At 72.3% G+C, this 25,027-nt stretch carries 19 protein-coding genes; 9 read left to right on the top strand and 10 right to left on the bottom strand.

The features are described 5' to 3' along the window. Positions 1-42: 42 nt before the first annotated feature. The 4 genes from ACXET9_RS08465 to ACXET9_RS08450 all read left to right on the top strand — a co-directional run bounded on the left by ACXET9_RS08465 (position 43) and on the right by ACXET9_RS08450 (position 7,771). Positions 43-2,373 carry an FdhF/YdeP family oxidoreductase gene (locus tag ACXET9_RS08465; RefSeq protein WP_457886095.1) on the top strand — a complete coding sequence of 777 codons (2,331 nt, stop codon included), beginning with the start codon at positions 43-45 and terminating at the stop codon, positions 2,371-2,373. Next, positions 2,370-3,467, top strand: a complete 1,098-nt coding sequence (locus ACXET9_RS08460) for a CbrC family protein (protein WP_457886094.1) — start codon at positions 2,370-2,372, stop codon at positions 3,465-3,467. Before ACXET9_RS08465 ends, ACXET9_RS08460 begins: the two co-directional genes overlap by 4 nt. 295 nt (positions 3,468-3,762) lie before the next feature. Further along, the gene (locus ACXET9_RS08455; protein WP_457886093.1) at positions 3,763-6,705 is read left to right on the top strand and encodes a xyloglucanase; all 2,943 of its coding nucleotides are present in this window, start codon (positions 3,763-3,765) and stop codon (positions 6,703-6,705) included. A 199-nt stretch (positions 6,706-6,904) separates the two neighbouring features. Then, positions 6,905-7,771 carry an SMP-30/gluconolactonase/LRE family protein gene (locus ACXET9_RS08450; RefSeq protein WP_457886092.1) on the top strand — a complete coding sequence of 289 codons (867 nt, stop codon included), beginning with the start codon at positions 6,905-6,907 and terminating at the stop codon, positions 7,769-7,771. Between the two features lie 70 nt (positions 7,772-7,841). Here the strand turns inward: ACXET9_RS08450 and putP are convergent, their stop codons facing one another. From putP to ACXET9_RS08430, 4 genes are all read right to left on the bottom strand, one after another. Next, a complete protein-coding gene (gene putP, locus ACXET9_RS08445; protein ID WP_457886091.1) occupies positions 7,842-9,428 on the bottom strand; it encodes a sodium/proline symporter PutP in 1,587 nt (528 codons plus the stop codon). Between the two features lie 313 nt (positions 9,429-9,741). Next, complete coding sequence (glpK, locus tag ACXET9_RS08440) at positions 9,742-11,280, bottom strand: glycerol kinase GlpK (protein WP_457886090.1); 1,539 nt, start codon at positions 11,278-11,280, stop codon at positions 9,742-9,744. Between the two features lie 136 nt (positions 11,281-11,416). Next, complete coding sequence (locus ACXET9_RS08435) at positions 11,417-12,136, bottom strand: MIP/aquaporin family protein (protein ID WP_457886089.1); 720 nt, start codon at positions 12,134-12,136, stop codon at positions 11,417-11,419. A gap of 407 nt (positions 12,137-12,543) precedes the next feature. Beyond that, positions 12,544-14,301, bottom strand: coding sequence for a glycerol-3-phosphate dehydrogenase/oxidase (locus tag ACXET9_RS08430; protein WP_457886088.1), 1,758 nt, complete (start codon positions 14,299-14,301; stop codon positions 12,544-12,546). A gap of 176 nt (positions 14,302-14,477) precedes the next feature. Between ACXET9_RS08430 and ACXET9_RS08425 the strand changes: the two genes are divergently transcribed. Continuing rightward, complete coding sequence (locus ACXET9_RS08425) at positions 14,478-15,434, top strand: sugar-binding transcriptional regulator (protein ID WP_457886087.1); 957 nt, start codon at positions 14,478-14,480, stop codon at positions 15,432-15,434. A 386-nt stretch (positions 15,435-15,820) separates the two neighbouring features. On the opposite strand, the gene ACXET9_RS08420 is transcribed toward ACXET9_RS08425, so the two are convergent. The 3 genes from ACXET9_RS08420 to fdhD all read right to left on the bottom strand — a co-directional run bounded on the left by ACXET9_RS08420 (position 15,821) and on the right by fdhD (position 18,969). Then, the gene (locus tag ACXET9_RS08420) at positions 15,821-16,939 is read right to left on the bottom strand and encodes a hypothetical protein (protein ID WP_457886086.1); all 1,119 of its coding nucleotides are present in this window, start codon (positions 16,937-16,939) and stop codon (positions 15,821-15,823) included. A gap of 417 nt (positions 16,940-17,356) precedes the next feature. After that, positions 17,357-17,863, bottom strand: coding sequence for an ASCH domain-containing protein (locus tag ACXET9_RS08415; protein ID WP_457886085.1), 507 nt, complete (start codon positions 17,861-17,863; stop codon positions 17,357-17,359). 161 nt (positions 17,864-18,024) lie between these two features. Beyond that, a complete protein-coding gene (gene fdhD, locus ACXET9_RS08410; protein ID WP_457886084.1) occupies positions 18,025-18,969 on the bottom strand; it encodes a formate dehydrogenase accessory sulfurtransferase FdhD in 945 nt (314 codons plus the stop codon). A 225-nt stretch (positions 18,970-19,194) separates the two neighbouring features. On the opposite strand from fdhD, the gene ACXET9_RS08405 reads away from it, so the two are divergent. From ACXET9_RS08405 to ACXET9_RS08395, 3 genes are all read left to right on the top strand, one after another. Further along, positions 19,195-20,283: a hypothetical protein gene (locus ACXET9_RS08405; protein WP_457886083.1), complete on the top strand. Its 1,089-nt coding sequence runs from the start codon at positions 19,195-19,197 to the stop codon at positions 20,281-20,283. Further along, positions 20,283-21,581 carry an aromatic amino acid lyase gene (locus ACXET9_RS08400; RefSeq protein WP_457886082.1) on the top strand — a complete coding sequence of 433 codons (1,299 nt, stop codon included), beginning with the start codon at positions 20,283-20,285 and terminating at the stop codon, positions 21,579-21,581. Before ACXET9_RS08405 ends, ACXET9_RS08400 begins: the two co-directional genes overlap by 1 nt. 168 nt (positions 21,582-21,749) lie before the next feature. After that, positions 21,750-22,514 carry a CueP family metal-binding protein gene (locus ACXET9_RS08395; RefSeq protein WP_457886081.1) on the top strand — a complete coding sequence of 255 codons (765 nt, stop codon included), beginning with the start codon at positions 21,750-21,752 and terminating at the stop codon, positions 22,512-22,514. 26 nt (positions 22,515-22,540) lie between these two features. On the opposite strand, the gene ACXET9_RS08390 is transcribed toward ACXET9_RS08395, so the two are convergent. Genes ACXET9_RS08390 through ACXET9_RS08380 form a run of 3 tightly spaced genes read right to left on the bottom strand, consistent with a single transcriptional unit; the run spans position 22,541 to position 24,271 of the window. Continuing rightward, positions 22,541-23,071, bottom strand: coding sequence for an MmyB family transcriptional regulator (locus tag ACXET9_RS08390; protein ID WP_457886080.1), 531 nt, complete (start codon positions 23,069-23,071; stop codon positions 22,541-22,543). 9 nt (positions 23,072-23,080) lie between these two features. Continuing rightward, positions 23,081-23,431, bottom strand: a complete 351-nt coding sequence (locus tag ACXET9_RS08385) for a helix-turn-helix domain-containing protein (RefSeq protein ID WP_457886079.1) — start codon at positions 23,429-23,431, stop codon at positions 23,081-23,083. 39 nt (positions 23,432-23,470) lie between these two features. Continuing rightward, entirely contained in the window at positions 23,471-24,271 is an 801-nt protein-coding gene (locus ACXET9_RS08380; protein ID WP_457886078.1) for a hydroxymethylpyrimidine/phosphomethylpyrimidine kinase, read from the bottom strand. 130 nt (positions 24,272-24,401) lie between these two features. Between ACXET9_RS08380 and ACXET9_RS08375 the strand changes: the two genes are divergently transcribed. Beyond that, positions 24,402-25,004: a GtrA family protein gene (locus ACXET9_RS08375; protein ID WP_457886077.1), complete on the top strand. Its 603-nt coding sequence runs from the start codon at positions 24,402-24,404 to the stop codon at positions 25,002-25,004. The last annotated feature ends 23 nt before the right edge of the window (positions 25,005-25,027 follow it).

Raw genomic sequence — 25,027 nt, 5'->3', positions numbered from 1 at the left:
GTCGTCCTGCTCTCCCGGCGACGCTGCGGAAAGGAGCCCGCCATGGCCCCCTCACTGTTCTCCCGACCAGCCCCCGAGACCGACGACGGCGATAGGAATCTGACGGTCCGGAAGCCCGAGACCTGGGCGACCGGCATCCCGGCCGCCGTCAACGCGATCACCACCGGGCTCGAGCAGATGGGCGCCGTGCGCACCGCCCGCACCCTGCTGAAGGTCAACCAGGTCGGCGGCTTCGACTGCCAGTCCTGCGCGTGGCCGGATGAGGATCCGTCGCAGCGCAAGCGGATCGCCTTCTGCGAGAACGGGGCACGCGCGGTCGCCGACGAGGCCACGCTGCGCCGCGTCACCAACGAGTTCTTCGCCGAGCATCCGATCAGCTCGCTGCGGGAGCGCTCGGACCACTGGCTGGGCGAGCAGGGCCGGCTGACGCACCCGATGATCCGCCGGGAGGGCTCGGACCATTACGAGCCGATCTCCTGGCGGGCGTCCTTCGAGATGATCGGTGCTCAGCTCCGCGGCCTCGACTCCCCCGACCAGGCGATCTTCTACACCTCGGGCCGCACCGAGAACGAGACGGCCTTCCTGCTGCAGCTGCTCGCCCGGCAGCTCGGCACGAACAATCTTCCGGACTGCTCGAACATGTGCCACGAGTCGAGCGGCGTGGCGATGAACGCGACGGTCGGGGTCGGCAAGGGGACCGTCACCCTCCATGATGTCGAGACCGCGGACCTGCTGATCGTGGCCGGTCAGAACCCGGGCACGAATCATCCGCGGATGCTCGCGGCCCTCGCGGAGGCGAAGCGGAACGGCGGACGCATCGTCGGCATCAATCCGCTGCCGGAGGCGGGCCTGCTGCGGTTCAAGGATCCGCAGTCCCCGAAGGATGCGCTCGGCCGCGGCCAGGTCATCTCCGACGAGTTCGTGCAGATCCGTCTGGCCGGCGATCTCGCCCTCTTCCAGGGCATCAACAAGATCCTCCTCGAGCGCGCGGCCGACGACGAATCGATCCTCGACAAGGTCTTCATCGAGGAGAGCACCTCGGGCTTCGAGGCGCTGCGGGAGCATCTCGCGGGGATCTCCTGGGAGGACATCGAGTATGCGGCCGGGGTCCCTCGGTCGCAGATCGAGACGGTCGCGCAGATGGTGATCGACGCGCGCAGCGTGATCGTCTGCTGGGCGCTCGGGCTCACGCAGCATGTGCAGGCGGTCGCGACGATCCAGGAGATCGTGAACCTGCTGCTGATGACGGGGAACATCGGTCGGCCGGGGGCGGGGCTGTGCCCGGTGCGCGGCCATTCCAACGTGCAGGGGGATCGCACGCAGGGCATCTACGAGAAGCCGAAGGAGGAGTTCCTCGCAGCGCTGGATGCCGAGTTCGGGATCGTCTCCCCGCGGGAGCACGGCGTGGACACGGTCGAGGCGGTGCGTGCCATGGCCGACGGCCGCGGGCGCTTCTTCCTGCAGATGGGCGGCAACTTCGCGCGCGTCACCGGCGACTCCGACCTCACCGACGCCGCCCTGCGGAACGTCGACATGACGGTCTACATCTCTACGAAGCTCAACGGCTCCCATCTCTCTGCCGGGAAGGTGTCGCTGATCCTCCCGACCCTCGGCCGCACCGAGCTCGACCTCACGGGCGGCTCCCCGCAGCGCCTCAGCGTCGAGGACTCCATGTCGATGGTCCATGCCACGCAGGGGAACCTGAAGCCGGCGTCGCGGATGCTGCTGTCCGAGCCGGCGATCCTCACGGGCATCGCCCAGGAGACCTTCGGCCCCGAGTCCGTCGTCGACTGGCCCGCGATGATCACCGACTATGCGGTGATCCGGGATCACGTCTCCCGCGTGATCCCCGGGTTCGAGGACTTCGAGCGGCGGCTCGACGAGCCGGGCGGCTTCCAGCTCCCCAACGGTCCGCGCGATTCCCGCACCTTCGCGACCGACGACGGCCTCGCGCATTTCACCTCCTCTCCGCTGGAGGTGCTGCGCCTGCCCGAGGATCGTCTGCTACTGCAGATCTCCCGCTCCCACGACCAGTTCAACTCCACGATCTACGCCCTCAACGACCGCTACCGCGGCATCGGCGAGGGCCGACGGGTGATCCTCATGAACTCCGAGGACATCCGCCGCCTCGGCTTCACGAGCGGCCAGATCGTCGATGTGACCAGCGAGTTCGACGGTGAGGAGCGCTTCGCGCAGGGCTTCCGCGTGATCGCGTATCCGACGGCGACGGGCTGCGCCTTCTCCTACTTCCCGGAGGCGAACGTGCTCGTGCACAACCGCCATGTCGCGCGCGGCTCGAACACGCCCGTCTACAAGTCGATCCGGATCCGTCTGGAGCCGACGACGCTCGTCGGCGAGGCCCCGCTGCGATGAGCGGCGACCGCCGCCCCGCCCACGCCTCCGCCGGCCCGCGTCCGTCCCCGGGCGCCCGCGAGGAGGACGTGGCCCGCGTCGAGGACCTGATCGGGGCGCGACTCCCCGATCTCCTGCGCATGCGGCTGCTGGCGGAGAACGGCTTCGTCCTCGACGACACCGCGGGGGCGACGGCCCGCGTCTGGCGGATGCTGCCGGTGCTGGACCGCTCGCATCGCAAGCGCATGACGGCGACCGCGCAGGACATCGCCCGCTCGACCGCCGAGGCCCGGGCGATCGAGCAGATCGCGCTGGACGGCTTCGGCGGCCTGGTCCCCGGAACCCCGTTCCCGGCCGACGGCACGGTCGTCGGCCTCGGCGCGGTCCCGCATGATCGCCTCACGCTGCTCCCGGATCCGGAGCGGCCGGGCGTGCTCGGCACCGCACTGCACCTCCAGCGGAACCTGAACCCGATCGTCCCGCTCGGCATCGACCTCGCCGACCTCGCCCCGGACCCCGACGCGGTCGCCGCGCTCAGCGGAGGGACGAGCGGCGACGGGGCCGACGCCGAGGCCGAGGCCGAGGAGCTGCCGGTCTTCCGCTACCACCCGGATCCCGTCGCGACCGGCGCGATCACCCGCACGGTCCTGGCCTGCGCCGTCTGCGGTCGCGCCCGCGGATGGCGGGTCGCCGGAGTCGACCTCGACCCGGCCGCCGGCGGCCGCCGCCCGGGCGCGGGCGCCGGTGGCCCCGGCGCGGGCGGCGCCCTGTGCCCGTGGTGCCTCGCCGCGGGCGTCCCCGAGGTCCCGGGCCTCCTCGTCGACGTGGATCCCGGGGCCTCCGAGGAGTCCGCTCGGGCCGTCGTGCGCCGCACCCCCGGCTTCTCGACCTGGCAGGGAACGCGCTGGCTCGCGCACTGCGGCGAGGCGGCCGCCTACCGGGGCACCGCCGGCTGGGAGGACGTGGAGCCCCTGCCCGCCGCGCGCGCCGCGATCATCGCCGACGGCTGGGATCCCGAGGTCCTCGTGCACCTCCGCCGCGACGGCGATCTCGTCGCCTACCTCTTCCGCTGCGTCCGCTGCGGCGAGGACCTCGCGTACGCCGACGCGTCCTGACGCCACGGCCCGACCGCCGTCCACCCGTCGTTCCCGTTCCGTAACCCCCTCCTCCGCGAAAACCCTTTCGCTGGCGAAGCGTTTCGATTACTCTTCCGGTGATGCCGGTCATAGCTGACCGGAATCAGGCGGGTCCCGGCGAGCAGCATCGAGCCGGCCGACCCCGGAGCCCTCCGCGCCGTCGCACGAGGACTCCGCAGGCAGTTCCCACCCGTTCCCCCGCGGGTGCCGCAGTGCACGCCGACCTGTGCACCCGCTGCGGCACGCGCGTTCCTCCCCCACGAAGGAGTGACAGATGCACGGCCCCCACCCGGCCTCCTCCCGCACGTCCAGCGCGTTCGGCGCGCCCCGCGCGTCCAGCACCTCACGCACGTCCGCGAGCGGCACCACGGCGCCCGACGCCATCGCCGCCCCTGCCCCGCGCCGTCGCCAGCGACGCGGAAGCGCTTCGATTGCCTCGTCGGCCGCTCTGCTGGCGCTCGTCGCGACCCCCTGCATGATGGTCCCGGCCTTCGCGGCCCCGACCACCGCCGCGCCCGCCGTCGCGACCGAGCTCGCCGACGCCGCCTCGTCGGACTACACCTGGTCGAACGCCCAGATCGAGGGCGGCGGCTTCGTGCCGGGGATCATCTACAACCCGACCGAGGAGGGGCTGGTCTACGCGCGCACCGACATCGGCGGCGCGTACCGGCTCGACCGCGCGAGCGACACCTGGGTGCCGCTGCTGGACGAGGTCGGCTGGGACGACTGGGGCTACAACGGCGTGATGAGCCTGTCCACGGACCCGGTCGAGACCAACCGCGTCTACGTCGCGGTCGGCATGTACACCAACGAGTGGGATCCCAACAACGGCGCGATCCTGCGCTCGGACGACTACGGGCAGACCTGGGAGCGCACCGAGCTGCCCTTCAAGGTCGGCGGCAACATGGCCGGCCGCGGCATCGGCGAGCGCCTCGTCGTCGACCCCGCCGACAACGACGTGCTCTACTACGGCGCCGAGAACGGTGCCGGCCTGTGGCGCTCGACGGACAAGGGCGCGACCTGGTCGCAGGTCGACGCCTTCCCGAACGTCGGGAACTTCGCGCCGAACCCCGACAGCGAGTGGTCCTACGACCGCCAGGAGATCGGCGTCCTGTGGACGGCGTTCGACACCCGCTCCGCGACCGACGGCGGCTCGCAGACGATCTTCACCGCCGTCGGCGACCTCGAGGATCCGCTGTACCGGTCCGACGACGGCGGCGCGACCTGGCAGCCCGTCGAGGGCGCCCCCACCGGCTATCTCGCGCACCACGGCCAGATCGACGAGGTCAACGGCTACCTGTACATCACGACCTCGGACACGGCCGGCCCCTACGACGGCGGCGACGGCGAGGTGTGGCGCTATTCGATCGACGACGGCACCTGGACGGATCTGACCCCGGACTACCGGCCCGTCGGCGCCGACTTCGGCTTCTCGGGCCTGTCGATCGACGCCTCCGATCCCGACACCATCATGGTGACCACGCAGATCCAGTGGTGGCCGGACATCCTCATCTTCCGCTCCACCGACGGCGGCGAGACCTGGTCCCCGATCTGGGAGTACGCGACCGACGACGCTGGGAACCAGGAGTTCGTCGCCCGCTACCAGCAGGACATCACCGGGGTGCCGTGGCTGACCTTCGGCGTGGCGCCGACGGAGCCGGCCCTGTGGACGGAGCCCGCGCCGAAGCTCGGCTGGATGGCGGAGGGCCTGGCCATCAACCCCTTCGATCCCGACGAGATGATGTACGGGACGGGCGCGACGATCTACCGCACCTCGAACCTCACCGACTGGGACGAGGGCGGCACCGTGCTGATCACCCCCGAGGCCCAGGGCATCGAGGAGACCGCGATCCAGGACCTCGCCGCCCCCGCCGGCGACGTGGACCTGCTCTCGGCCATGTTCGACCTGGGCGGCTTCGTCCACGGCTCGATCGACGAGGTCCCCTCGATGATCGAGGGCCCGTACATGGGCGGCACCGGCAGCGTCGACATCGCCGGTCTGGACCAGTCGGTCTACGTCCGCGCGGGCACCGACGCCGAGGGCGCCTTCCGCGTCGCCGTCTCCCGCGACTCCGGGGAGACCTGGACCGGGGGTGCGACCGTCGAGGGCGCGACCGAATCGGGCCGCGCCGCGCTCACGGCCGACGGCGGCACGATCATCTGGTCGGCCGCGGGCATCGGCGTGCAGGTCAGCACCGACGACGGCCAGACCTGGACCGCCGCGACCGGCCTCCCCGAGGGCTCCGCGGGCTCCACCGCCGAGGTCCAGGCGGACCGCGTCGACCCGTCGCTCGTGTACGCGTGGGTCGACGGCGTCCTCTCGGTCTCGACCGACGGCGGCCTCAGCTTCACGGCCTCCGCGGGCACCGACGCCGACGGCGCCTCCGTGCTGCCGACCTTCGGCAGCGTGCGCATCGCGACCGTCCTCGGCTCCGAGGGCGAGGTCTGGGCGGCCGGCGGCGACAAGGATGCGACCGACGACGAGGGCGACGGCGTCTACGGCCTGTTCCGCTCCCTCGACGGCGGCGTGACCTGGGAGTCCTTCGACGGCTTCGATGCGGCCGACGTCGTCGGCTTCGGCGCGGCGGCCCCCGGCTTCGACAGCCAGGCGATCTACGTCTCCGGCTCCTACGAGGGCCAGCGCGGCATCTACCGCTCGGTCGACGGCGGCACCACCTGGCAGCGCATCAACGACGACCAGAACCAGTGGGGCATCACGGACGCCGCCATCACCGGCGACCCCGACGTCTTCGGCCGCGTCTACATCGCGACCAACGGCCGCGGCATCATCGTCGGCGACACCGACGTCGTGCCCGCCGTCCCCACCGACCCGGTCGACGGCGACGACGACCAGGGCGATGACGACGGCGACAACGGCACCGATGACGGGACCGACGACGGCTCCGACGACGACGGCACCGGATCCGACGATCAGGGCGATGGCCAGGGCACCGACCAGGGCGACGGTTCCGGCACCACCGGCTCCGGCGGCGCCTCGGATGCCGGCGGCTCGTCCGACGGCACCACCGGCTCGGGCGACACCGGCTCCGGCACCACGTCGACCGTCTCCGATGACGACGCCCCCGGCGCCAGCGCCACCGACCCCGGCCGCCTCGCGGTGACCGGCACGAACGCGGGCATCGCCGCGGCCGTCGCAGCAGGCCTCGCGGCTGTGGGCGGACTCCTCGTCCTCCTCCGCCGCCGCTTCACCGCCTGAGGCATCCGCCTCGGGGCGCCGGGTCCGTTCCCGGCGCCCCGAGGCCCTCTCTCCCCGCAGGATCTCGCCGCGACCCAGCCCGATCCCGGAGATCCCGCGTAGCGTGGGGCCCGACGGCACCGTCGTGCCCGGGAGTCCCGCTCGCGGGATCTCCGCGGGCGGGCGCCGTCGACCTCGTCGCCGTCCGAACGGAGCAGCCATGCAGGCCGAACGCCTCACCGACTCGATCTGCTATCACGCGGAGGGGCCGTACTGGTCCGACTCGTGGGGCGGGCTGCGCTGGGTGGACCTCCTCGAGGGCGACATCATGGAGCTGCGCGCCGACGGGACCGCGCACCGCATCAGCGGTCCCAGCCCCGTGGTCGCCTGCGTGCGGCCGGCCGACGACGGCGGCGCCGTGCTCGCCGTCGAGAAGGGCTTCGCGCTCGAGGACGCCGACGGCTCCTTCACCCTCCTGCCCCCGCTGTGGGACGGGCCGATCCGCATGAACGAGGGCGCGATCGCCCCCGACGGCTCCTTCCTCTGCGGCTCGATGGCCTACGGGGCGACGCCGGGCGCGGCCGCGATGTGGCGCCTGCACCCCGATGGCCAGACCGAGCAGGTCCTCTCCGACCTCACGATCTCCAACGGCCTCGCCTTCTCGGCCGACGGGACGCGCGCCTTCTACGTCGACACCCCCACCGGCCGGGTCGACCTCTTCGACTGGGACGACGCGCGCGGTCTCGTCGAGCGCCGCCCCTTCGCCGACCTCTCCTCCGAGGACGGCCACCCCGACGGCCTCACCCTCGACGCCGAGGGCAACGTGTGGGTCGCGATGCACTCGGGCCACCAGGTGCTCGGCCTCGGGGCCGACGGGTCCGTCGTCGAGCGCATCGGCGTGGGCCCGCGCCAGGTCACGGCCTGTGCCTTCGGCGACGAGGACCGCGGCACGCTCTACATCACCACCAGCCGCGAGAACCTCCCCGACGGCGAGGACCCCGAGGCGGGATCGCTGTTCGCGGTCCGCCCCGGTGTCGTCGGCCCCACGGACGAGCGCGTCTTCGGGGACCCCGAGCCGGCCGCCTGACCAGCCCGTCGGCCGACGGGCAGCCCGGACGCCCGCCAGCCGCTCGCCCCATCAGCCGGGCGCCCGCTCGTCAGCCGGCGGCGGGGACGGGCTCGTCGCGTCGGCCGCCGTCGCCGCCCTCGCCGCGGTCGGGGACCTCCCCGGTGCGGAGCGAGGCGACCATGTCGTCGAACTCCTCCATGGCGACCGCCGGCGGGCGCGGCGTCACGAGCGAGACGACGATCGCGACGAGCAGCGCGGCGGCGAAGCCGGGGACGATCTCGTAGAGGTGCTGGGCGGTGCCGTCGGCCGCGGTGAACAGGCCCCAGGCGACGTCGGGCTTGGCCTGGCCCCACCAGAAGGCGATGCCCGCGCCGGCGATCATACCGGTGAGCGCGCCGAGCATCGTCAGGCGCCGCCAGAACAGCGACAGCAGCACGATCGGCCCGAAGGCCGCGCCGAAGCCCGCCCAGGCGAAGGCGACGAGGCCGAGGATCGAGTTGTCGGGGTCCAGGGCGAGGATCGCCGCGAAGATCGACACGGCGAGCACACCGCCGCGTCCGGCCCACAGCTTCGCCGTCGCGCCGAGCTTCACGCCGACGCCGCCGAGCAGGTCCTCGACGAGGGCGGAGGAGCACACGATGAGCTGCGAGGACAGCGTCGACATGATCGCGGCGAGGACCGCGGCGAGCAGCAGGCCCGCGATCAGCGGATGGAAGAGGATCTGCGCGAGGTCGAGGAAGACGGACTCGCCGTTGGTCTTGTCGGTCAGCAGCGCGTCGCCGTGCTGCTGGAAGTAGGCGAGGCCGGCCATGGCCGTGAAGACCGCGCCCCCGACGCACAGGATCATCCAGCCGATGCCGACCGCGAGCCCGTACTTCGCGTCGCGGGCGGAGCGCAGCGCCATGAAGCGCACGATGATGTGCGGCTGCCCGAAGTAGCCGAGGCCCCAGGCCAGCGAGGAGATCACGCCGACGGCGGTCGCGCCGCGGGACATGGACGTGAAGCTCTCGTCGACCTGCTGGATCGAGGACCACATCTCCGCCGGTCCGCCGACGACGACCATCGCGACGAGCGGCACCGCCAGCAGCGACACCAGCATGATCAGGCCCTGGACGACGTCGGTGTAGCTCGCGCCGAGGAAGCCTCCGAAGAGGCTGTAGACGACGGTGACGCTGGCGACCAGCAGCATGCCCACGAGATACGGTCCGCCGAACATCGACTGGAAGAACACGCCGCCGGCGACCATCCCCGAGGACACGTAGAAGGCGAAGAACACGAGGATGACCAGGCCCGCGACGATGCGCAACAGGTGCGTGCGGTCGTGCAGCCGGTTCCCGAAGAAGCTCGGCACGGTGATCGCATCCCCGGCGATCTGCGTGTACTGGCGCAGCCGCGGAGCGACGAACGCCCAGTTCAGCGCCGCGCCGACGGTGAGGCCGACGGCGATCCAGGCCTCGACGAGCCCGCTGAGGAAGAGCGCCCCGGGCAGTCCCATGAGCAGCCAGCCGGACATGTCGGAGGCGCCCGCGGACAGGGCCGCGGTGAAGGGGTGGAGCTGGCGGCCGCCGAGCATGTACTCGTCGCCGCCGGTGGTCCTGCGATAGGCGTACAGGCCGATGGCCAGCATCGCGATGAAGTAGATCGCCAGCGCGATCAGCTTGAAGAGGAGGTCCATGACGAGTCTCCGATCGTGGGGATCTCGGGCTCGTCCGGCCGGTCGGCGAAGGGCCGACGGACGGGCTCGGGCTCCGCGCTCCGTCGCGCGGGCGGGGATCAGCGGGGTCGCGGCACGGTCGCGCCACGGGGCGGGATCAGCGGGGTCGGGGCGGGATCAGCGGGGTCGGGCGGGATCAGCGGGGTGGGGGAACGCCGGAGGGCCGGGAGGCCGGGCGGCTCGGGATGTCCCCGACCCTACTCCCGACCGTCCCGGCCCTCCCGGCCCGACCCGTCCGACGGCGCGGCGGATCCGCCCGTCGGCCGCGCGGCGATCAGTCCGCGTGCTGCGCCTCGGTGTCCTCGTCGACCCACTCGAAGGTGCGCTCGACGGCCTTCTTCCACAGGCGCAGGCTGCGGGCGCGGGTCTCCTCGTCCATGGCGGGCTCCCAGCGCTTGTCCTCGGCCCAGTTGTCGATGACGTCCTGCTCGCCGGACCAGTAGCCGACCGCGATGCCCGCGGCGTAGGCGGCGCCCAGCGCGGTGGTCTCGATGACCTGCGGGCGGACGACCGGCACGCCGAGGATGTCGGCCTGGAACTGCATGAGGGTCTCGTTCTTGACCATGCCGCCGTCGACCTTCAGCTCGGTGAGGTCGACGCCGGAGTCGGCGTTCATGGCCTCGAGCAGCTCGGCGGACTGGAAGGCGGTGGCCTCGAGGGTCGCGCGGGCGATGTGGTTCTTGTTGATGTAGCGGGTCAGACCCACGATGACGCCGCGGGCGTCGGCCTTCCAGTAGGGGGCGAAGAGGCCCGAGAAGGCGGGGACGACGTAGCAGCCGCCGTTGTCGTCGACCTGCTTGGCGAGCTCCTCGATCTCGGGGGCGTCCTTGATCAGGCCCAGGTTGTCGCGCACCCACTGGACGAGCGAGCCGGTGACCGCGACCGAGCCCTCGAGGGCGTAGACCGGCTTCGCGTCGCCGATCTTGTAGGCGACGGTCGTCAGCAGGCCGTTCTCGCTGCGGACCAGCTCCTCACCGGTGTTGATGAGCATGAAGTTGCCGGTGCCGTAGGTGTTCTTCGCCTGGCCGACCTCGAAGCAGGCCTGGCCGAAGGTCGCGGCCTGCTGGTCGCCAAGGATGCCGGCGATCGGGGTGTCGATCAGCAGGCCCTGCTTGCGTCCGTAGCCGTAGATCTCGGAGGACGACTTGATCTCCGGGAGCATCGACAGCGGGATGCCCATGTCCGCGGCGATGTCCGCGTTCCAGTCGAGGGTGTCGATGTTCATGAGCATCGTGCGGGAGGCGTTGGTGACGTCGGTGACGTGGATGCCGCCGTCGACGCCGCCGGTCATGTTCCACACCAGCCACGAGTCGGTGTTGCCGAAGAGCAGATCGCCCTTCTCGGCCTTCTCGCGGGCGCCCTCGACGTTGTCGAGGATCCACTTCACCTTGGGGCCCGAGAAGTAGGTCGCGAGCGGCAGGCCGACGCGCTCCTTGTACTTGTCGGCGCCCTCGTCGCCCGCGAGCTCGTCGCAGATCCGCTGCGTCCGGGTGTCCTGCCAGACGATCGCGTTGTACACCGGCTCGCCGGTCGTCCGGTCCCAGACGACGGCGGTCTCGCGCTGGTTCGTGATGCCGACGGCGGCCAGCTGGTGCCGGTTGATCTCGGCCTGCTGCAGGGCGTCGGCGACGACGGCGCGGGTGTTCCGCCAGATCTCCAGCGCATCGTGCTCGACCCAGCCGGCGCGCGGGAAGATCTGCTCATGCTCCTTCTGGCCGGAGGAGACGATCTGGCCGTCGTGGTCGAAGACGATCGCACGGGTGGAGGTGGTGCCCTGGTCGATGGCGAGGATGTACTTCGGGGTGTCGTTCACGGTGACTCCTTCGTCGGGTCGTTCGAGAGTAATGCGGAAGCGCGGACGTGCGCTGGGGGACGGATGCCGCGGGCGGGTGCCGCGGCGGGGCCCGTCGGCGGCGGCCCGGGGGTCGCGCCGCCGACGGGCGGGATGCTCAGAAGGCCATGCTCACCAGACCGGCGAGGACGCCGCCGATGATCGGGCCGACGACCGGGACCCACGCATAGGACCAGTTCGAGCCGCCCTTGTTCGGGATCGGCAGCAGCGCATGCGCGATGCGGGGGCCGAGGTCTCGCGCCGGGTTGATGGCGTAGCCGGTGGGGCCGCCGAGGGACATGCCGATCGCGACGACCAGCAGCGCCACGGCCAGCGGGCCCATCTCGTGCGGGGTGTTGCCGAACAGCAGGATCACGAAGACGAGCACGAAGGTGCCGATGATCTCGGTGACCAGGTTCCAGCCGTAGGAGCGGATCGCGGGGCCGGTGGAGAAGGTGCCGAGGATGGTGCCGGCGTCGACCTCGTCGTCGTACTGCTTCTTGTAGGCGACCCAGGCGAGGACCGCGCCGAGGAACGCGCCGATGAGCTCGGCCGCGAGGTAGGCGATGGTGTTGCCCGCGGTCACCGCGATGCCGGGGGCGTACTCCTCGGCGCCGCTGGCGAGCAGGCCCAGGGTCACGGCGGGGTTCAGGTGGGCGCCGGTCTTGTAGGCGACGAAGACGCCGGCGAACACGGCGAGGCCCCAGCCGAAGCTGATGAGCACCCAGCCGCCCTGGTGCCCGTTGGACTTCCTCAGGGCGACGTTCGCGCAGACGCCCGCGCCCAGCAGGAGCAGCATCGCCGTACCGGCGATCTCGTACAGGAAGATGGTAGCCATATGACCTCCTCGTCATGTCCGGCGCGAGCGTCTCGGCGCCGGAGGCGTCCTCCGCAGGGTCGCGGAGGTTCAGGCAGGGCCGTCGCGAATGCGGGCCCGAGCTGTGGGGTGGAGCGGGTCGTGCGGTCCAGCGGTACTGCGGGTCGTGCGGACATACGGGTCGTGCGGTCAAGCGGTCGTGCGGTCAAGCGGTCAAGCGGGGGAAAGAGAGCGTGAGGGGCGAGGCCGACGTCCTCGGGAGGACTCGCGGGGAGTCCCTCGGGGAGCGGCTCGACAGGTTCTCGGGGCCGTCCGGACGGAGTCTCGGGACCGTCCGGACGAGGACCGGGGCTGCTCGTCGGCGCTGTCGCGACGGTGTCGCGGGGCCGTCGCGATCGTGTCGCGCGGCGCCGACGGCGGCCGCCGGATCAGCTCCGGTCGGGCACCTCCCGGGAGGCGCCGACGACGCGGGCGGTCTCGGCATCGGTCGCGAGGGACTCGCCCTCGAGGCGGGCCGCGATGTACGCGCGGTAGGCCTCGACCTCGGCGCGGGCGGTGGCCTCGTCCCAGCCGAGCTCGGGGGCGATCAGCTGCGCGACCTCCTCGGCGGCGCCGACGCCGCGATCACGGGTCTCGTAGTCGAGGCGGGTGCGGCGCTCGAGGACGTCGGCGAGATGCCGGGCGCCCTCGGCACGGACCGCGTAGAGCACCTCGGCGCGCAGGTAGCGCGGCGCATGCTCGAGCGGACGGGCGAGATCGAGGGCGGCGTTCGCCTCGTCGTCGATCAGGGCGAGCACGTCGGTCAGCAGCGCGCCGTAGCGGAACAGCAGACGGTCGGTCCGGATCCGGTCGAATCCGTACCGTCGGCCGATCCCCGCGGCGTCGCGCTTCAGGGCCGGGTAGCCCTGCGCGCCGATCACCGGGACGGTGCGGGTGAGGCTCGGACGATCGGGCTCGATGTCCTGGATCGCGAAGTCGACGACGTCCTCGGCCATCACCCGGTAGGTGGTGAACTTGCCGCCGGCGATCGCGCTGAGGCCCGGCTCGACCTCCATCACGGTGTGCTCGCGGGAGACCTTCGTGGACTTCGAGGAGTCCCCGCCCTTCTTCACCGGCTGCAGCAGCGGGCGCAGGCCCGAGTAGACGCCGATGACGTCCTCGCGGGTCAGCTGCTCCTTGAGCACCGCGTTCGCGTGCTCGAGGACGTAGTCGACGTCGGACGCGGTGGCGCCGACGGCGCGCGGCTCCTCGGTCCACGGGGTGTCCGTGGTGCCGATGACCCAGTACTCGTCCCACGGGATGATGAACAGGACGGACTTCTCGGTCATCGTGATGATGCCGGTGTCCGGGACGGCCCGGATGCGCTCGCGCGGGACGGAGACGTGGATGCCCTTGGAGGCGAGCACCTCGAGACCGGCGTCGGCCCCGGCGAGCTCCTGCTGCTCCTGCGTCCACACGCCGCCCGCGAGGATCGTCGCCCGCGCATGGACGTCGAACTCCTCGCCGGTCTCCTCGTCGCGCACCCGGGCGCCGACGACCGTCGTACCCTCATGGAGGTAGCCGACGACGCTCGTGTAGTTCGCGACCGCCGCATCGTGCTGGGCGGCGGAGCGGGTGAGCATCATGACGAAGCGCGCATCGTCCATCTGCGCGTCGTAGTACTCGAGGGCGCCGACGGCCTTGTCGCCGTCGAGCCCCGGGAAGATCTCGAGCATCTTCCTGTGCAGCAGGTGACGGTGGAAGGGCACCGCGCGCTTCCGGCCGACGGACTGCATCGCGTCGTAGAGCATCACGCCGGAGCCGATGAAGCCGCGCTCGACGACCTTCTTGTAGAACGGGAAGACGAACTTGATCGGCTTCACCAGGTGCGGGGCCGTGTGCGTCAGCAGCAGATCGCGCTCGCGCAGCGCCTCGGCGACCAGCTTGAAGTCGAGCATCTGCAGGTAGCGCAGGCCGCCGTGCATGAGCTTGGAGGAGCGCGAGGAGGTGCCCGACGCCCAGTCGTGCGACTCGACGAGGCCGACGGACAGGCCGCGGGCCGCCGCATCGAAGGCCGCCCCCGCCCCGTTCACGCCGCCGCCGACGACCAGCACGTCCAGGGGGCTCTCCGCCGTCGCCGCTCGCAGCCTGGCGAGATGCTCGGCACGGTTGGCGGGCGTGAGCGCGGACCGCTGCACAGAGGACACGGGAAGCTCCTTCGCTGATCTCGTCGGCCGGGGGGGGGGGGAGCCGACGGGCCGGGGCCGCCGACCGGATCGGTCGTCGGCCGAGTGGCCGTCGGCCGCAAGGGCCGTTGGTCCTCATCGTGGAACTGCCGTGCAGACTTGGCAAGCCAGGTGCACGAACGTGCAAGACTGGGGCGATGACCCCCGGAAATCGCCTCGATCACGCCTTCGAGGCTGCACGGATGTACTACGACGACGGCCAGACGATGGAGTCCATCGCCAGCACGCTCGCCGTCTCCCGCTCCACCGTCTCGCGCCTCCTGCGCGACGCCCGCGACACCGGACTCGTCACGATCACCCTCCACCCGCCGGGCGCCTACCGCGCCGACGAGCTCCGCCGCCGCATCACCGAGCGCTTCGGCGTGCGCACCCACGTCGTCGCCTCCCCCGAGCCCGGCGAGCGCGAACGCCTCCAGGCCGTCGCCCAGGCCGGCGCCGACCTCCTCACCGAGGCCATCGAGCCCGATATGACCATGGGCCTCGCCTGGGGCACCACCATCTCCGCCCTCGTCGGGAAGCTGACCCCCTCCCCCACCCCCGGCCTGCGGATCGTCCAGCTCAACGGCGCCATCAACACCGAGGGCTCCGGCATGACCTACGTGTCCGCGGTGCTCGCCAAGGCCGCCGGGCTCTGGGACGCCACCGTCCACCACTTCCCCGTCCCCGCCTTCTTCGACCACGCCTCCACCCGGCAGGCCATGTGGCAGGAGCGCTCCATCCAGCGCGTCCTCCACGTGCAGCGCCAGTGCACCCTCGCCGTGTTCAGCGTCGGCGCCTTCGACGCCGAGGTCCCCAGCCACGTCTACACGAACAACTACCTCACCGCCGAGGACCGCCGCTCCCTCCAGGCCGACGGCGCCGTCGGCGACGTCTGCACCGTCTTCCTCCGCGCCGACGGCACCTGGCAGAGCATCGGCCTGAACAGCCGCGGCACCGGCCCCAGCCCCGCCCAGCTCGCCCGCATCCCCCGCCGCCTCCTCCTCGCCGCCGGCACCCGCAAGGCCGTCCCCCTCCGCGCCGCCCTCCGCGCCGGCGTCGCCACCGACCTCATCGTCGACGACGTCACCGCCGCCAGCCTCCTCGCCCTCGGCTGAGGCTGGCGGGGCGTCACCATCTGCCGCCTCCGCACCACCCGCCCCCCGCACGAGGCGGGGTCGGGGCCGGCCGGGGCCGGGGCGGGGCGGGGCGGGGCGGGGCGGGGCGGGCACAACAGTCGGTGCGGAGCGCGGGGCGCAGTCGACACTGTCGCCTGGCGTACCAAAATCGGCGTCAAATGGTTCGTGAGCCGACACTGTCGACCGCACTCCGAGCGGGCGGCGACAGGTGAGCACGCGCCGGGGGTTCGGTACCTCGTGAGCGGGGCCCGGGTCGGCGTGAACCCAGGCGAGCACCGGCCCAGGTCAACGGGGGCCCGGGGCAGCGTGAACCCAAGTCAGCGCGGGCCCAGGTCAGCGGGAGCCCGGGCCAGCGTAGGCCCTGGTCACCACTGGCTCGAGCGCGAAGGGGACGCGGCGATGCGGAGAGAGGGCTTGGTCCTCGCGAGGCTGCCGACGTAGGCGCGCAGCTCGTCGTCGGACGGCACCACGAGGCCCTTCTGCGCGAGGGCGCGCGCGATGCGGAGCAGGATGCGCAGCGGATACCGCAGGTCCTTGCCGTTGGCGCGCGCGAGCAGCCAGCCGAGTTCCGCCAGCTCGTCGCGACGGTTCTCGTCGGCGCGCCATTGGTCCTTCGCGGTGCGGTGGCCGTCGCCGTCGTACTCGAGCGCGAAGCCGGCGCTGCGCCAGGCCAGGTCAAGGAACCGTCGGCGACCTGTCTCGGGGTCGAATACCGGGAGGTTCGGATCCGGCGAGGGCAGACCGGCGTCCTCGATGAGCAGCCGCATGACCGTCTCACCCGGCGAGCGCACGTCCTCCCGCGAGCGGGCCACAGCGGCCCGGAGCCTCGCGATGCCGCGCCGTCCGACGGACCTCTCCAGGTGGGCCTGGATCTCCGCCACCCCGACCTGGTGCACCGGGCCGCGTCTCCCGATCACGGCATCGATGACGGCGACGAGGTCGAACAGCGGCAGGTCCTGCGCGAGCTCCCTCAGGACCTCGACCGGCGAGGAGAGGCGCATCTCCCCGATGCGGCACACGGGACCGGGCGCGCCGCGATGCAGGGCGATCCCCTTCAGACGCGTCGCTCCCGAGGCGCCGCGGGTGCGCAGGTGGATCGTCGGCAGCACGGCGCCGGAGCGCAGCGAGGTGCCCGGCCGCACCGACGGCACAGACGGAACCGACTGAACCGACAACGCCGACGACGCCGCCCCCTCCCCGGCCGCCGGCCACAGCATGCCGACGCCGCCGTCGAACGCCGCCGGAAGGGGCATGCCCATCAGGACCGCCGCCGTCGAATGGCTGACCAGGGCTCCGGGAGCGACCGTCTGCTGCGCGACCCGGGCCATGACCTCCAGCGGGGCCGGATGATCGGTGGGGGTGAGATGGCCGTGGAACACGGTCGTGAAGTCCGGCCCGGCGAGATCACGGGCATGGAAGCCGAGGTCGAGCCAGCGCGCGCGGGAGATCAGAGCACCGTGGAAGCGCGGGTCGTCGGGTCGCATGCGCCGACGCTAGCCACGCCGGATCCCGCGCGTTGGGGAGGAGTGACGAATGTGGACGGTGGGCGGGGGCGGCAAGCGCGAACGCGAACGGCGGGTGCGAACGCGAGCGGCGGGTGCGAACGGCGGTCGCCGCCGATGATCTCCCCGTCGCCCCGCCCGCGACGCCCTTCACGCGCCACCCCGCACCGCCCTATCCGCGCCGTCCGCGCCATCCGAGCTGGGGGCCTCGACACTGTCGGCTCACGAGCCATTTCAGGGTGTCGAATGGTTCGCCAGCCGACACTGTCGACCTCGCGTGGCCCCGGGCTACCTTGCCCGGCGATGCCCGGCGTCGCTCCGCCGCGCACGCCTCGCCTTGCGTGGCCGCGCGCGGCCGACGGCCGGGCGGCCGGGACCGGCGGCCGGGCTCGCCTCAGCTCAGCTGGCGTCCGGTGCGGGGTGGAGGAGGCGGAAGCGCTCGCAGACGACAGGCATGTCTGGGGTGAAGCCGGCCGCGGAGTAGTCGCGCCAGAAGCGCTCGTGGATCTCGCGCCAGGCGGCGAGGCTGCGGTCGCCCTCGCCCTCCGCATGTGCGTGCTCGGCCGTCACCTCGTCGAAGGGAACGATCTCGATGACAGTCACCTCGAGTACGGCACGCGGCCTCCCGGCGCCATCGAGGATCACGGAGAGATCGCCGACGGCCGGCACAGGTTCGCCGCCCGGCTCGCCGCCCGACTCGCTGTCCGCCTCGTAGTCCGCGAGGGAGCTCGCGGTACCGGTCTTCGTCCCGTCCAGGACGAGGGCGAGCAGGCCGTCGGCGTGCTCGGGCGTCGCGCCGAAGGCCCAGGCCTCGGGCAGGTCGACGGGCAGCTCGGGGCGGACTGCGCGGGCCTCGGCCCAGAAGTCGGCGATGGCGTCGTCGGAAGCAGCGTCATCGGAGGTCACGGGCCAATCCTAGGCACTCCGCCCGCCCAGCCGGATCAGCCCGCCCAGCCGGATCAGCCCGCCCAGCCGGCTCCGCCCGCCCAGTCGGCTCCGCCCACCCAGTCGGCTCCGCCCACCCAGCCGGCTCCGCCCGCCCAGCCGGTTCAGCCCGCCCAGCCGGTTCAGCCCTCCACGCCGGAGAGGTCCAGGCGCTCCTCGCCGGCGTAGACGTTGAGGCGGCCGTCGATGCCATCGGCACCGCCACCACCGGCGCCACCGCCGCCACTGCGACCGCCGGCGCCGCCGCGGCCAGCACCACCACCGTCGGCCGGGCGGGTGAAGCCGAGGAGGGTCATGCCGAAGGCCCGGGCGGTGTCGACGGCGAGGGAGCTCGCGGCGGAGACGCAGGCCAGGAGCGGGATCCCGGCGAGGGCGGCCTTCTGGGCGATCTCGAAGCTCGCGCGGGAGGAGACGAGGAGGAAGCAGTCCGAGAGCGGCAGACGGTCCTCGAGCAGGGCCCAGCCGATGACCTTGTCGACGGCGTTGTGGCGTCCGACGTCCTCGCGGACCACGAGGATCTCGCCGTCGCGGCCGACGAGCGCCGCCGCGTGGACGCCGCCGGTGCGGGCGAAGACGGGCTGACGCTCGGCGAGGTCGCGGGCGGCCTGCAGCACGACGCGAGGGTCGACCTGCCAGCCGGTCTCGAGGACGAAGCGGCCTCGTCGGCGGACGGCCTCGATGCTCTCCGCGCCGCACACCCCGCAGGCGGAGGAGGCGGCGAAGGTGCGCGCGGAGAACGGCAGCAGCTGCGGACGGGTCCGCGTGAACTCCATGACGTTGTAGGTGTTGCGGGGCAGACCGGTCTCGTCCTCGACGACGGCGCCGTCGCAGTAGCGGGCCTCGGCGACGTCCTCGCGGCTCTCGATGAGCCCCTCGGCGTGGAGCAGGCCGTGGATCAGCTCCACGTCATGGCCGGGGGTGCGCATCGTCAGCGAGAGCTGGCGCCCGTCGAGGCGGATGTCGAGCGGCTCCTCGACGGCGACATGATCGCCCTTGCGTCCGGCGTACAGCTTGCCCTCGCGGACGCGCACGGTGCGCACGCGCGCGGTGTCGGTGACCCTGCCCATCCTCCGAGGGTAGCCGGGCTCCGTGGCAGAATGCCCGGGATCGATGCCGTCGGCCTCCGCAGCGGCTCCCTCGAAACAAGGAAGTGCCTCCCCGTGGCGACGAAGCGGCCGGAACGCCAGGCAGAGCCCTCTGACGCTCTCCCGCACGAGCACCCAGGCGACCACCCGGAACACCCGGACCAACCGGACGAGCACCCGGACCGTGCCACCCCCTCCGGAGGACGCATGCGGTTCTGGCTGCTGGCCCCGGTGACGCGGGCGAGCAGACCGGAACCGGTCGAGCTGACGCGGAAGGCCGGCTCGGTGCTCCTGCGCAACAGCGCATCGGATCGCACCCACTATCTCTCGATCATGACCGAGCAGATCGACAGCACCGGCATCCCTCTGTTCACCCGGGCCGAGCGGCATGCCGTGGGCGGCACGCACTACGTCTCGGCGGTCGCGGAGTTCCCGCCGCTGCTCGCGGACCCGAGCTCGAGCCAAAAGCGGGTCATGCTCGAGGAGAGCTGCACCCGGGGGATCGAGTCGATCGTCGAGCGGGAATTCGGATCGGAGTTCCAGGCGCTCTGGATCAACCGCACGATCGTCGTCGACGATCCTCTCGAGCATGCGGTGCATTGGGTCAACGGAGGGTCGACGGAGATCCGCTTCGGGCATGGCGAGGACGCGCCCGCCGATGTCCTGCTCTCGTGGGCGAACAACGCGATCAGCTCGGCCGCCTTCGACGACTCGCTGAACGGACCGGCGTTCCGCGCCGGGATGATCCATGCGCAGGTCGTGTGGTGCGACATCGAGCAGATCGCCGACCAGGCGGAGCGGCTCGTGGAGATGCAGCTCGACGACCAGAACGCGGTGCGCGTCGGCGACGGGCGCACGGAGGCGCTCACGACCACGTTCGCGCGCCATAACCTGCTGTTCGACGACGTCGCCATCAACGCCACGAAGGCGACCTCGGCGATCGCGCTCGGCGCGCTGGATGCCTGGGGCTATGGGCGGTTCATGGAGCGGCTCGATACGCGGATCCGCGATGCCGACGCGCTCGAGCGACGACGTCAGCTCCGTCGGGAGGCGAAGCACGAGGCGCGGGTCGCCCATGTCCTGCTGATCCTCTCGCTCGTGTCGGCCGCGCAGCTCACGCTGGCCGTCCTCGCGCTCGCATACAGCGGGGACGTCAGCGTCTTCCCCGGCGACCGTGCTTGGAGCACGATGGAGGTCCTCCGTCATGTCGATGTCGATGTCTGGCTGCTGCTCACCGTCGTGGTCGTGGCAGGGATCTATGCCGGGCTGACCCTCCGGCGGAAGGGACAGCCGTGATGTCCGACCGAGCGCGTCTGCGCGAGTTCGCCTCTGCCGTGGCGACCGGGGCCCTCCTCCCCGCCTGGACCGAGGCCGAGGGGATGATCGACCGAGAGCGCGCGAGTGCGCTCGCCTTCGTCAGTTCTCATCCGGAGACCCCGGTCTACGGCTTCACGACGCTTCTGGGGCCGCTGGACCATCTGCCGTCCTCGACGCGTCCCCAGAGCCTCCTGGTGGCCGGGCACCTGATCGGTGTCCCCGCCCCGGTCGACTCGTCGACCGCTCGCGTCATCCATGCGGCGAAGCTCGCGCAGCTCAGCGCCGGCGGCAGCGGCATCTCGACGCAGACCTTCCGTCTGCTGCTGGATCGCTTCGCCGGCGATACCCCCGTCGAGATCGACCTGGACTCGTCGTACGGCAGCGGGGACGTCGTGGCGGCGACGTGGTGGGCACGGGCGATCGTCGACCTCGAGGACCTCCCCCGGGGAGACCTGATCGCGCTGATCAACGGGTCCTTCGTCGGGACCGCGCTGGCCGCGCTCGCGGTCTCACGGCTCGAACGGCTGCTGGTCCGCGCCGTCTGCGTGCTGGCGACGGCGGGTGCGACGACCCCGACTCATCCCCGTCAGCAGGCCGACGAGGAGGGCAGTGCGTTGCTCGACGAGCTGACCGCCCTCGCGGGCTCGACGCCAGGGCACCGCAGAATCCAGCTGCCCGTGAGCATGCGGTCGCTCGCGTCGTCGTGCCTCCCGCTGCTCGACGTCCTCGAACGGGCGGAGGAGGAGATCGAGCGGAACCTGTCCCGCCCGTCCGCGAATCCGCTCTGGGTGCCCTCGTCGGACGATCCCGGGGCCCTCGCCCCCTGGAGCCAATCGAGCTTCCTGTCGTTCTCCCTGCGCTTCGCCCTCGATGCGGTCGCATCGGCGACGGTCCTCCTTTCGGGTCTCCTGCAGCGCGCGACCGAGCAGCTCGCCGATCACGCCCGCGATGCCGCGGGCGGCGTCGACCTGCTGACGATCCAGCCGCCGAAGGTCTCCGAGGCGTACCTCCGCAGCGTCCTGTCCCGCCAGGCCCACACCGGATTCACCGGCAGCATGAGCGGCGGCGTCGAGGACCTCTGGGACGGCGTCACCCCGTTGTCCCGCACCCTTCTGGACTGCGCGGACCTGGTCGAGAAGCAGCTGGAGGTCGTCGAGGAGATGCTCCGGGCCGACGACGGGACGGCCGACGCGCAGGGCGCACCGCTCCTCGCGACGGCGACCCGGGCCCTCGAGGACCGCTTCGCGCTCCTGGCGCTCTGCCACGATCGCTGCTGACCCCGACTCGGTCGCGCCTCTGCCCTCGGATCGCAGCACCGCCCCGGTCCGCCACACCCCGGCCCGTCACGCCCCGGGGCCCGACCCCGGGCCCGGCCGGACGAACGTCCCCGCCGCCGCCCGCCGCACCGGAGAGGATCGGCCTCGACGCCGACCGAACGGATCCCCATGCCCTCCGCCTCGCCCCGCCCTGCACCCCGCCCCCGCCCTGCAGGCCGCCCCCGCCGCCCCCGCCCTGCTCGCCGCTCGCTCCTCCTGCTCCCCGCCGCCGCGGGCCTCGCGACCCTCCTCGCCGCCTGCGCCGACGGGTCCGACGACGCCCCCTCCGGCAGCGCGTCCGGCACCGCGTCCAGCAGCGCGTCCGGCACCGCGTCCGACGGCGGCCTGCTCGCCGCGCGCGGCTGGGAGGACCGGACGGCGCGCGAGATCATCGACGAGCTCGAGGCGCTGCCGCTCGCGGAGCGTCCGTCCGACCTGTCCGCCTCGGTGCACCAGACCGAGCTGCTGCTCGCCGACGCCGCCGGCGAGCAGGTCGCCCTGCCCCTCGCCGACGACGAGTTCTACCTCGCGATCGCCCCGTACGCCGCCGCCACGCACGACTGCTTCCTGCACAGCCTGACCACCTGCACCGGCGAGCTCCGCGGCGAGGACCTGCAGGTCCTCGTCACGAGGGCCGACGGCGGCCCGTCCGACGGCGGCCCGTCCGACGGCGGCACGTCCGACGGCGGCCCGTCCGACGGCGGCCCGTCCGACGGCACGACGCTCGTCGACGCCGTGCTGACCACCGCGCCCGGCGGATTCCTCGGCCTCTGGCTCCCGCGCGATGCGGAGCTGATCGTGAGCATCGAGCACGACGGCGCCGTCGCGACCGCCGAGGTCGCCACCGGCGCCGACGCCCCCACCTGCCTCACCTCGATGCAGCTGGAGGCCTGAGGAACGACGGCCCCGCAGCCCGCTCGCTACTCGGCCCCGGGTGCGGCCGACGCCGGTTCGGCCGACGCCGGTCCGGCCGACGAGGTCGCGTCCGACACCGGTCCGACCGACACGAGCCGGGCCAGCGCGGCCGATGACGGAGCGTCGCTCGCGGTGTAGACGAACAGGGTCTGCGTCGGCTCGTCGGGGACCGTGAAGGCCTCCCAGTCGATCTGCAGATCGCCGGCCGACGGATGGCGGAAGCGCTTGGTGCCGCAGGTCCGCCCCGTCGGACGCGGCGTGCCCCACAGGCGGGCGAACTCCGGTGCGCTGGTCGAGAGCTCCTCGACCAGCGCACCGATGCGTGCATCGCGCGGGGCCGAGGAGGCCTCGAGCTGCAGCACCCCCACGAGGTCGGAGAGGATCTCGTCCCAGTCGCGGTAGAGGGACCGGGCCCGCGGGTCCGTTGCGACCCAGCGCAGCAGGTTGCGGTCGTCGGCCGCGCGGGAGGGGAAGTCCTCGAGGAGCGCCCAGGCGAGTGCGTTGCCGGCGAGGACCTCCATGCGCGGGCCGAGCACGAAGGCGGCCTAGGTCCGGAAGGCGTCGAGCATCCGCACGATCCCGGGCCGCACCGTCGGCTCCACCGGCGCGAGGCGGCGGGCGTCGGGCCGGGCGAGGTTCACGAGATAGTCGTGCTCGGCGTCGTCGAGCCGGAGCACGCGCGCGATCGCCGCCAGCACCGAGGCCGACGGCGTCACCGGACGCCCCTGCTCGAGCCGCAGGTACCAGTCGGCGCTGACGCCGGCGAGCACCGCGACCTCCTCGCGCCGCAGCCCGGGCACGCGTCGCGGACCGGCGACCGGGATCCCCGCCGCCTCGGGCGTGATCGCGGCGCGCCGGGCGGTCAGGAACGCGCTGAGGGCCTCGTTCTTCGCCATCGCCCCATGATGCCCCTGATGCCTGCTCGGGGGCGGGGGTCAGGCCTGGTACTTGCCCTGATAGACGGCCTCGAAGGGCGCATGTCCGCCCTGGCGGTTCTCGATCGAGCTGGTGACGACGGCCTTCGCGGTGCGGGCGGCCTCGAGCGGGGTGGCGCCCTTGGCGAGCTCGGCGGTGACGGCGGCGGCGAGGGTGCAGCCGGCGCCCGAGACGCGCTCCTCGCCGATCTTCGGGGAGCGCAGCTCGACGACCTGCTCGCCGTCGTAGAAGACGTCGACGGCGTCCTCGCCGGGGAGGACGACGCCGCCCTTGGCCAGCACGATCACGTCGTACGTGTCGTGGATCCGCTTCGCGGCCTCGGTGAGGTCCTCGACGGTCTCGATGGACTCCAGGCCCGACAGGGCGAGGGTCTCGAAGTGGTTCGGGGTCACGTAGGTCGCCAGCGGGAGGATCTTCTCCTTGAGGGCGTTGTCGGTGTCGAGGGCCGCGCCGGGCTCCTGGCCCTTGCAGATCAGCACCGGGTCGAGCACGACGTTGGCGAAGGAGCGCTCGGCGAGGGACGCGGCGACGACGTCGATCGTCGCGGGGGTGCCGAGCATGCCGATCTTCACGGTGTCGATGTCGTGGACGGCGGTGGTCGCCTCGATCTGGTCCGTGATGACCTGCGGGTCGACGGGCACGAAGCGGTGGCCCCAGTCGTTCGCCGGGTCGAAGGAGACGATGCAGGTCAGTGCCGCGGTGCCGAAGGTGCCGAGCTGATGGAAGGTCTTCAGGTCGGTCTGCGCGCCGGCGCCTCCGGTGGCCTCGGATCCGGCGATGGCGAGTGCGACGTGGGTCATGGGGCGGTTCCTCCGTGATGGTCTTCCTGGGCGGTCGCGACGGTCTCGCCGTGCGCTCCCAGGACCTCCGCAGATGGGGTCCGTCGCAGCGACCGGCATCCACGATATCGCTTCCGGTACAGTGCCGACCGTGTCGACCACCTCGCCTCCGCGCGCCCGATTCCTCTCGGGTGCGATCGGGCTCCTGCGCGAGCACCTAGGGTCGTCGCTGAAGTTCCTCGTCGTCGGCGGGATCGTGTTCTTCGTCGACGCGGCGATGTACAACGCGATGGTGTTCTGGAACCCGGGCGAGGGCTGGGGGCAGGGCATCCTGCACGGCCACCCGCTGATCGCCAAGACGCTCTCCATCGCGATCGCCTCCTGCCTGACCTATCTCGGCAACCGGCTGTGGACGTTCAGCGACCGCCCCGCCCCGCACACGGGCCGCTCGATCGCCGCGTTCATCCTCGTCAACATCATCGCGACGCTGCTGCAGCTCGCCTGCCTGGCCTTCTCCCGTTACGTGCTGGGCCTGGACTCGCCACTCGCGGACAACATCTCCGGCACCTTCGTCGGCCAGGTCGTCTCGACCTCGTTCCGGTACGTCACCTACGGCCGCTTCGTCTTCCCGCGCGAGGCCCCGCCGTCGGCGCCGCACGAGGCCGACGACGCGGCCGACCACTCCGCCCATGACGCAGCCGCCCGCGACGCCATCGGGCGCGCCCCCGAGGCCGTCTCCTCCGCCGAACGCTGAGCCGGGCCCGCCGGGCCCCTCTG

This window comes from Brachybacterium netajii (SeqCode), assembly GCF_054114245.1.
This window is presented reverse-complemented; position numbering and strand designations above follow the sequence as displayed.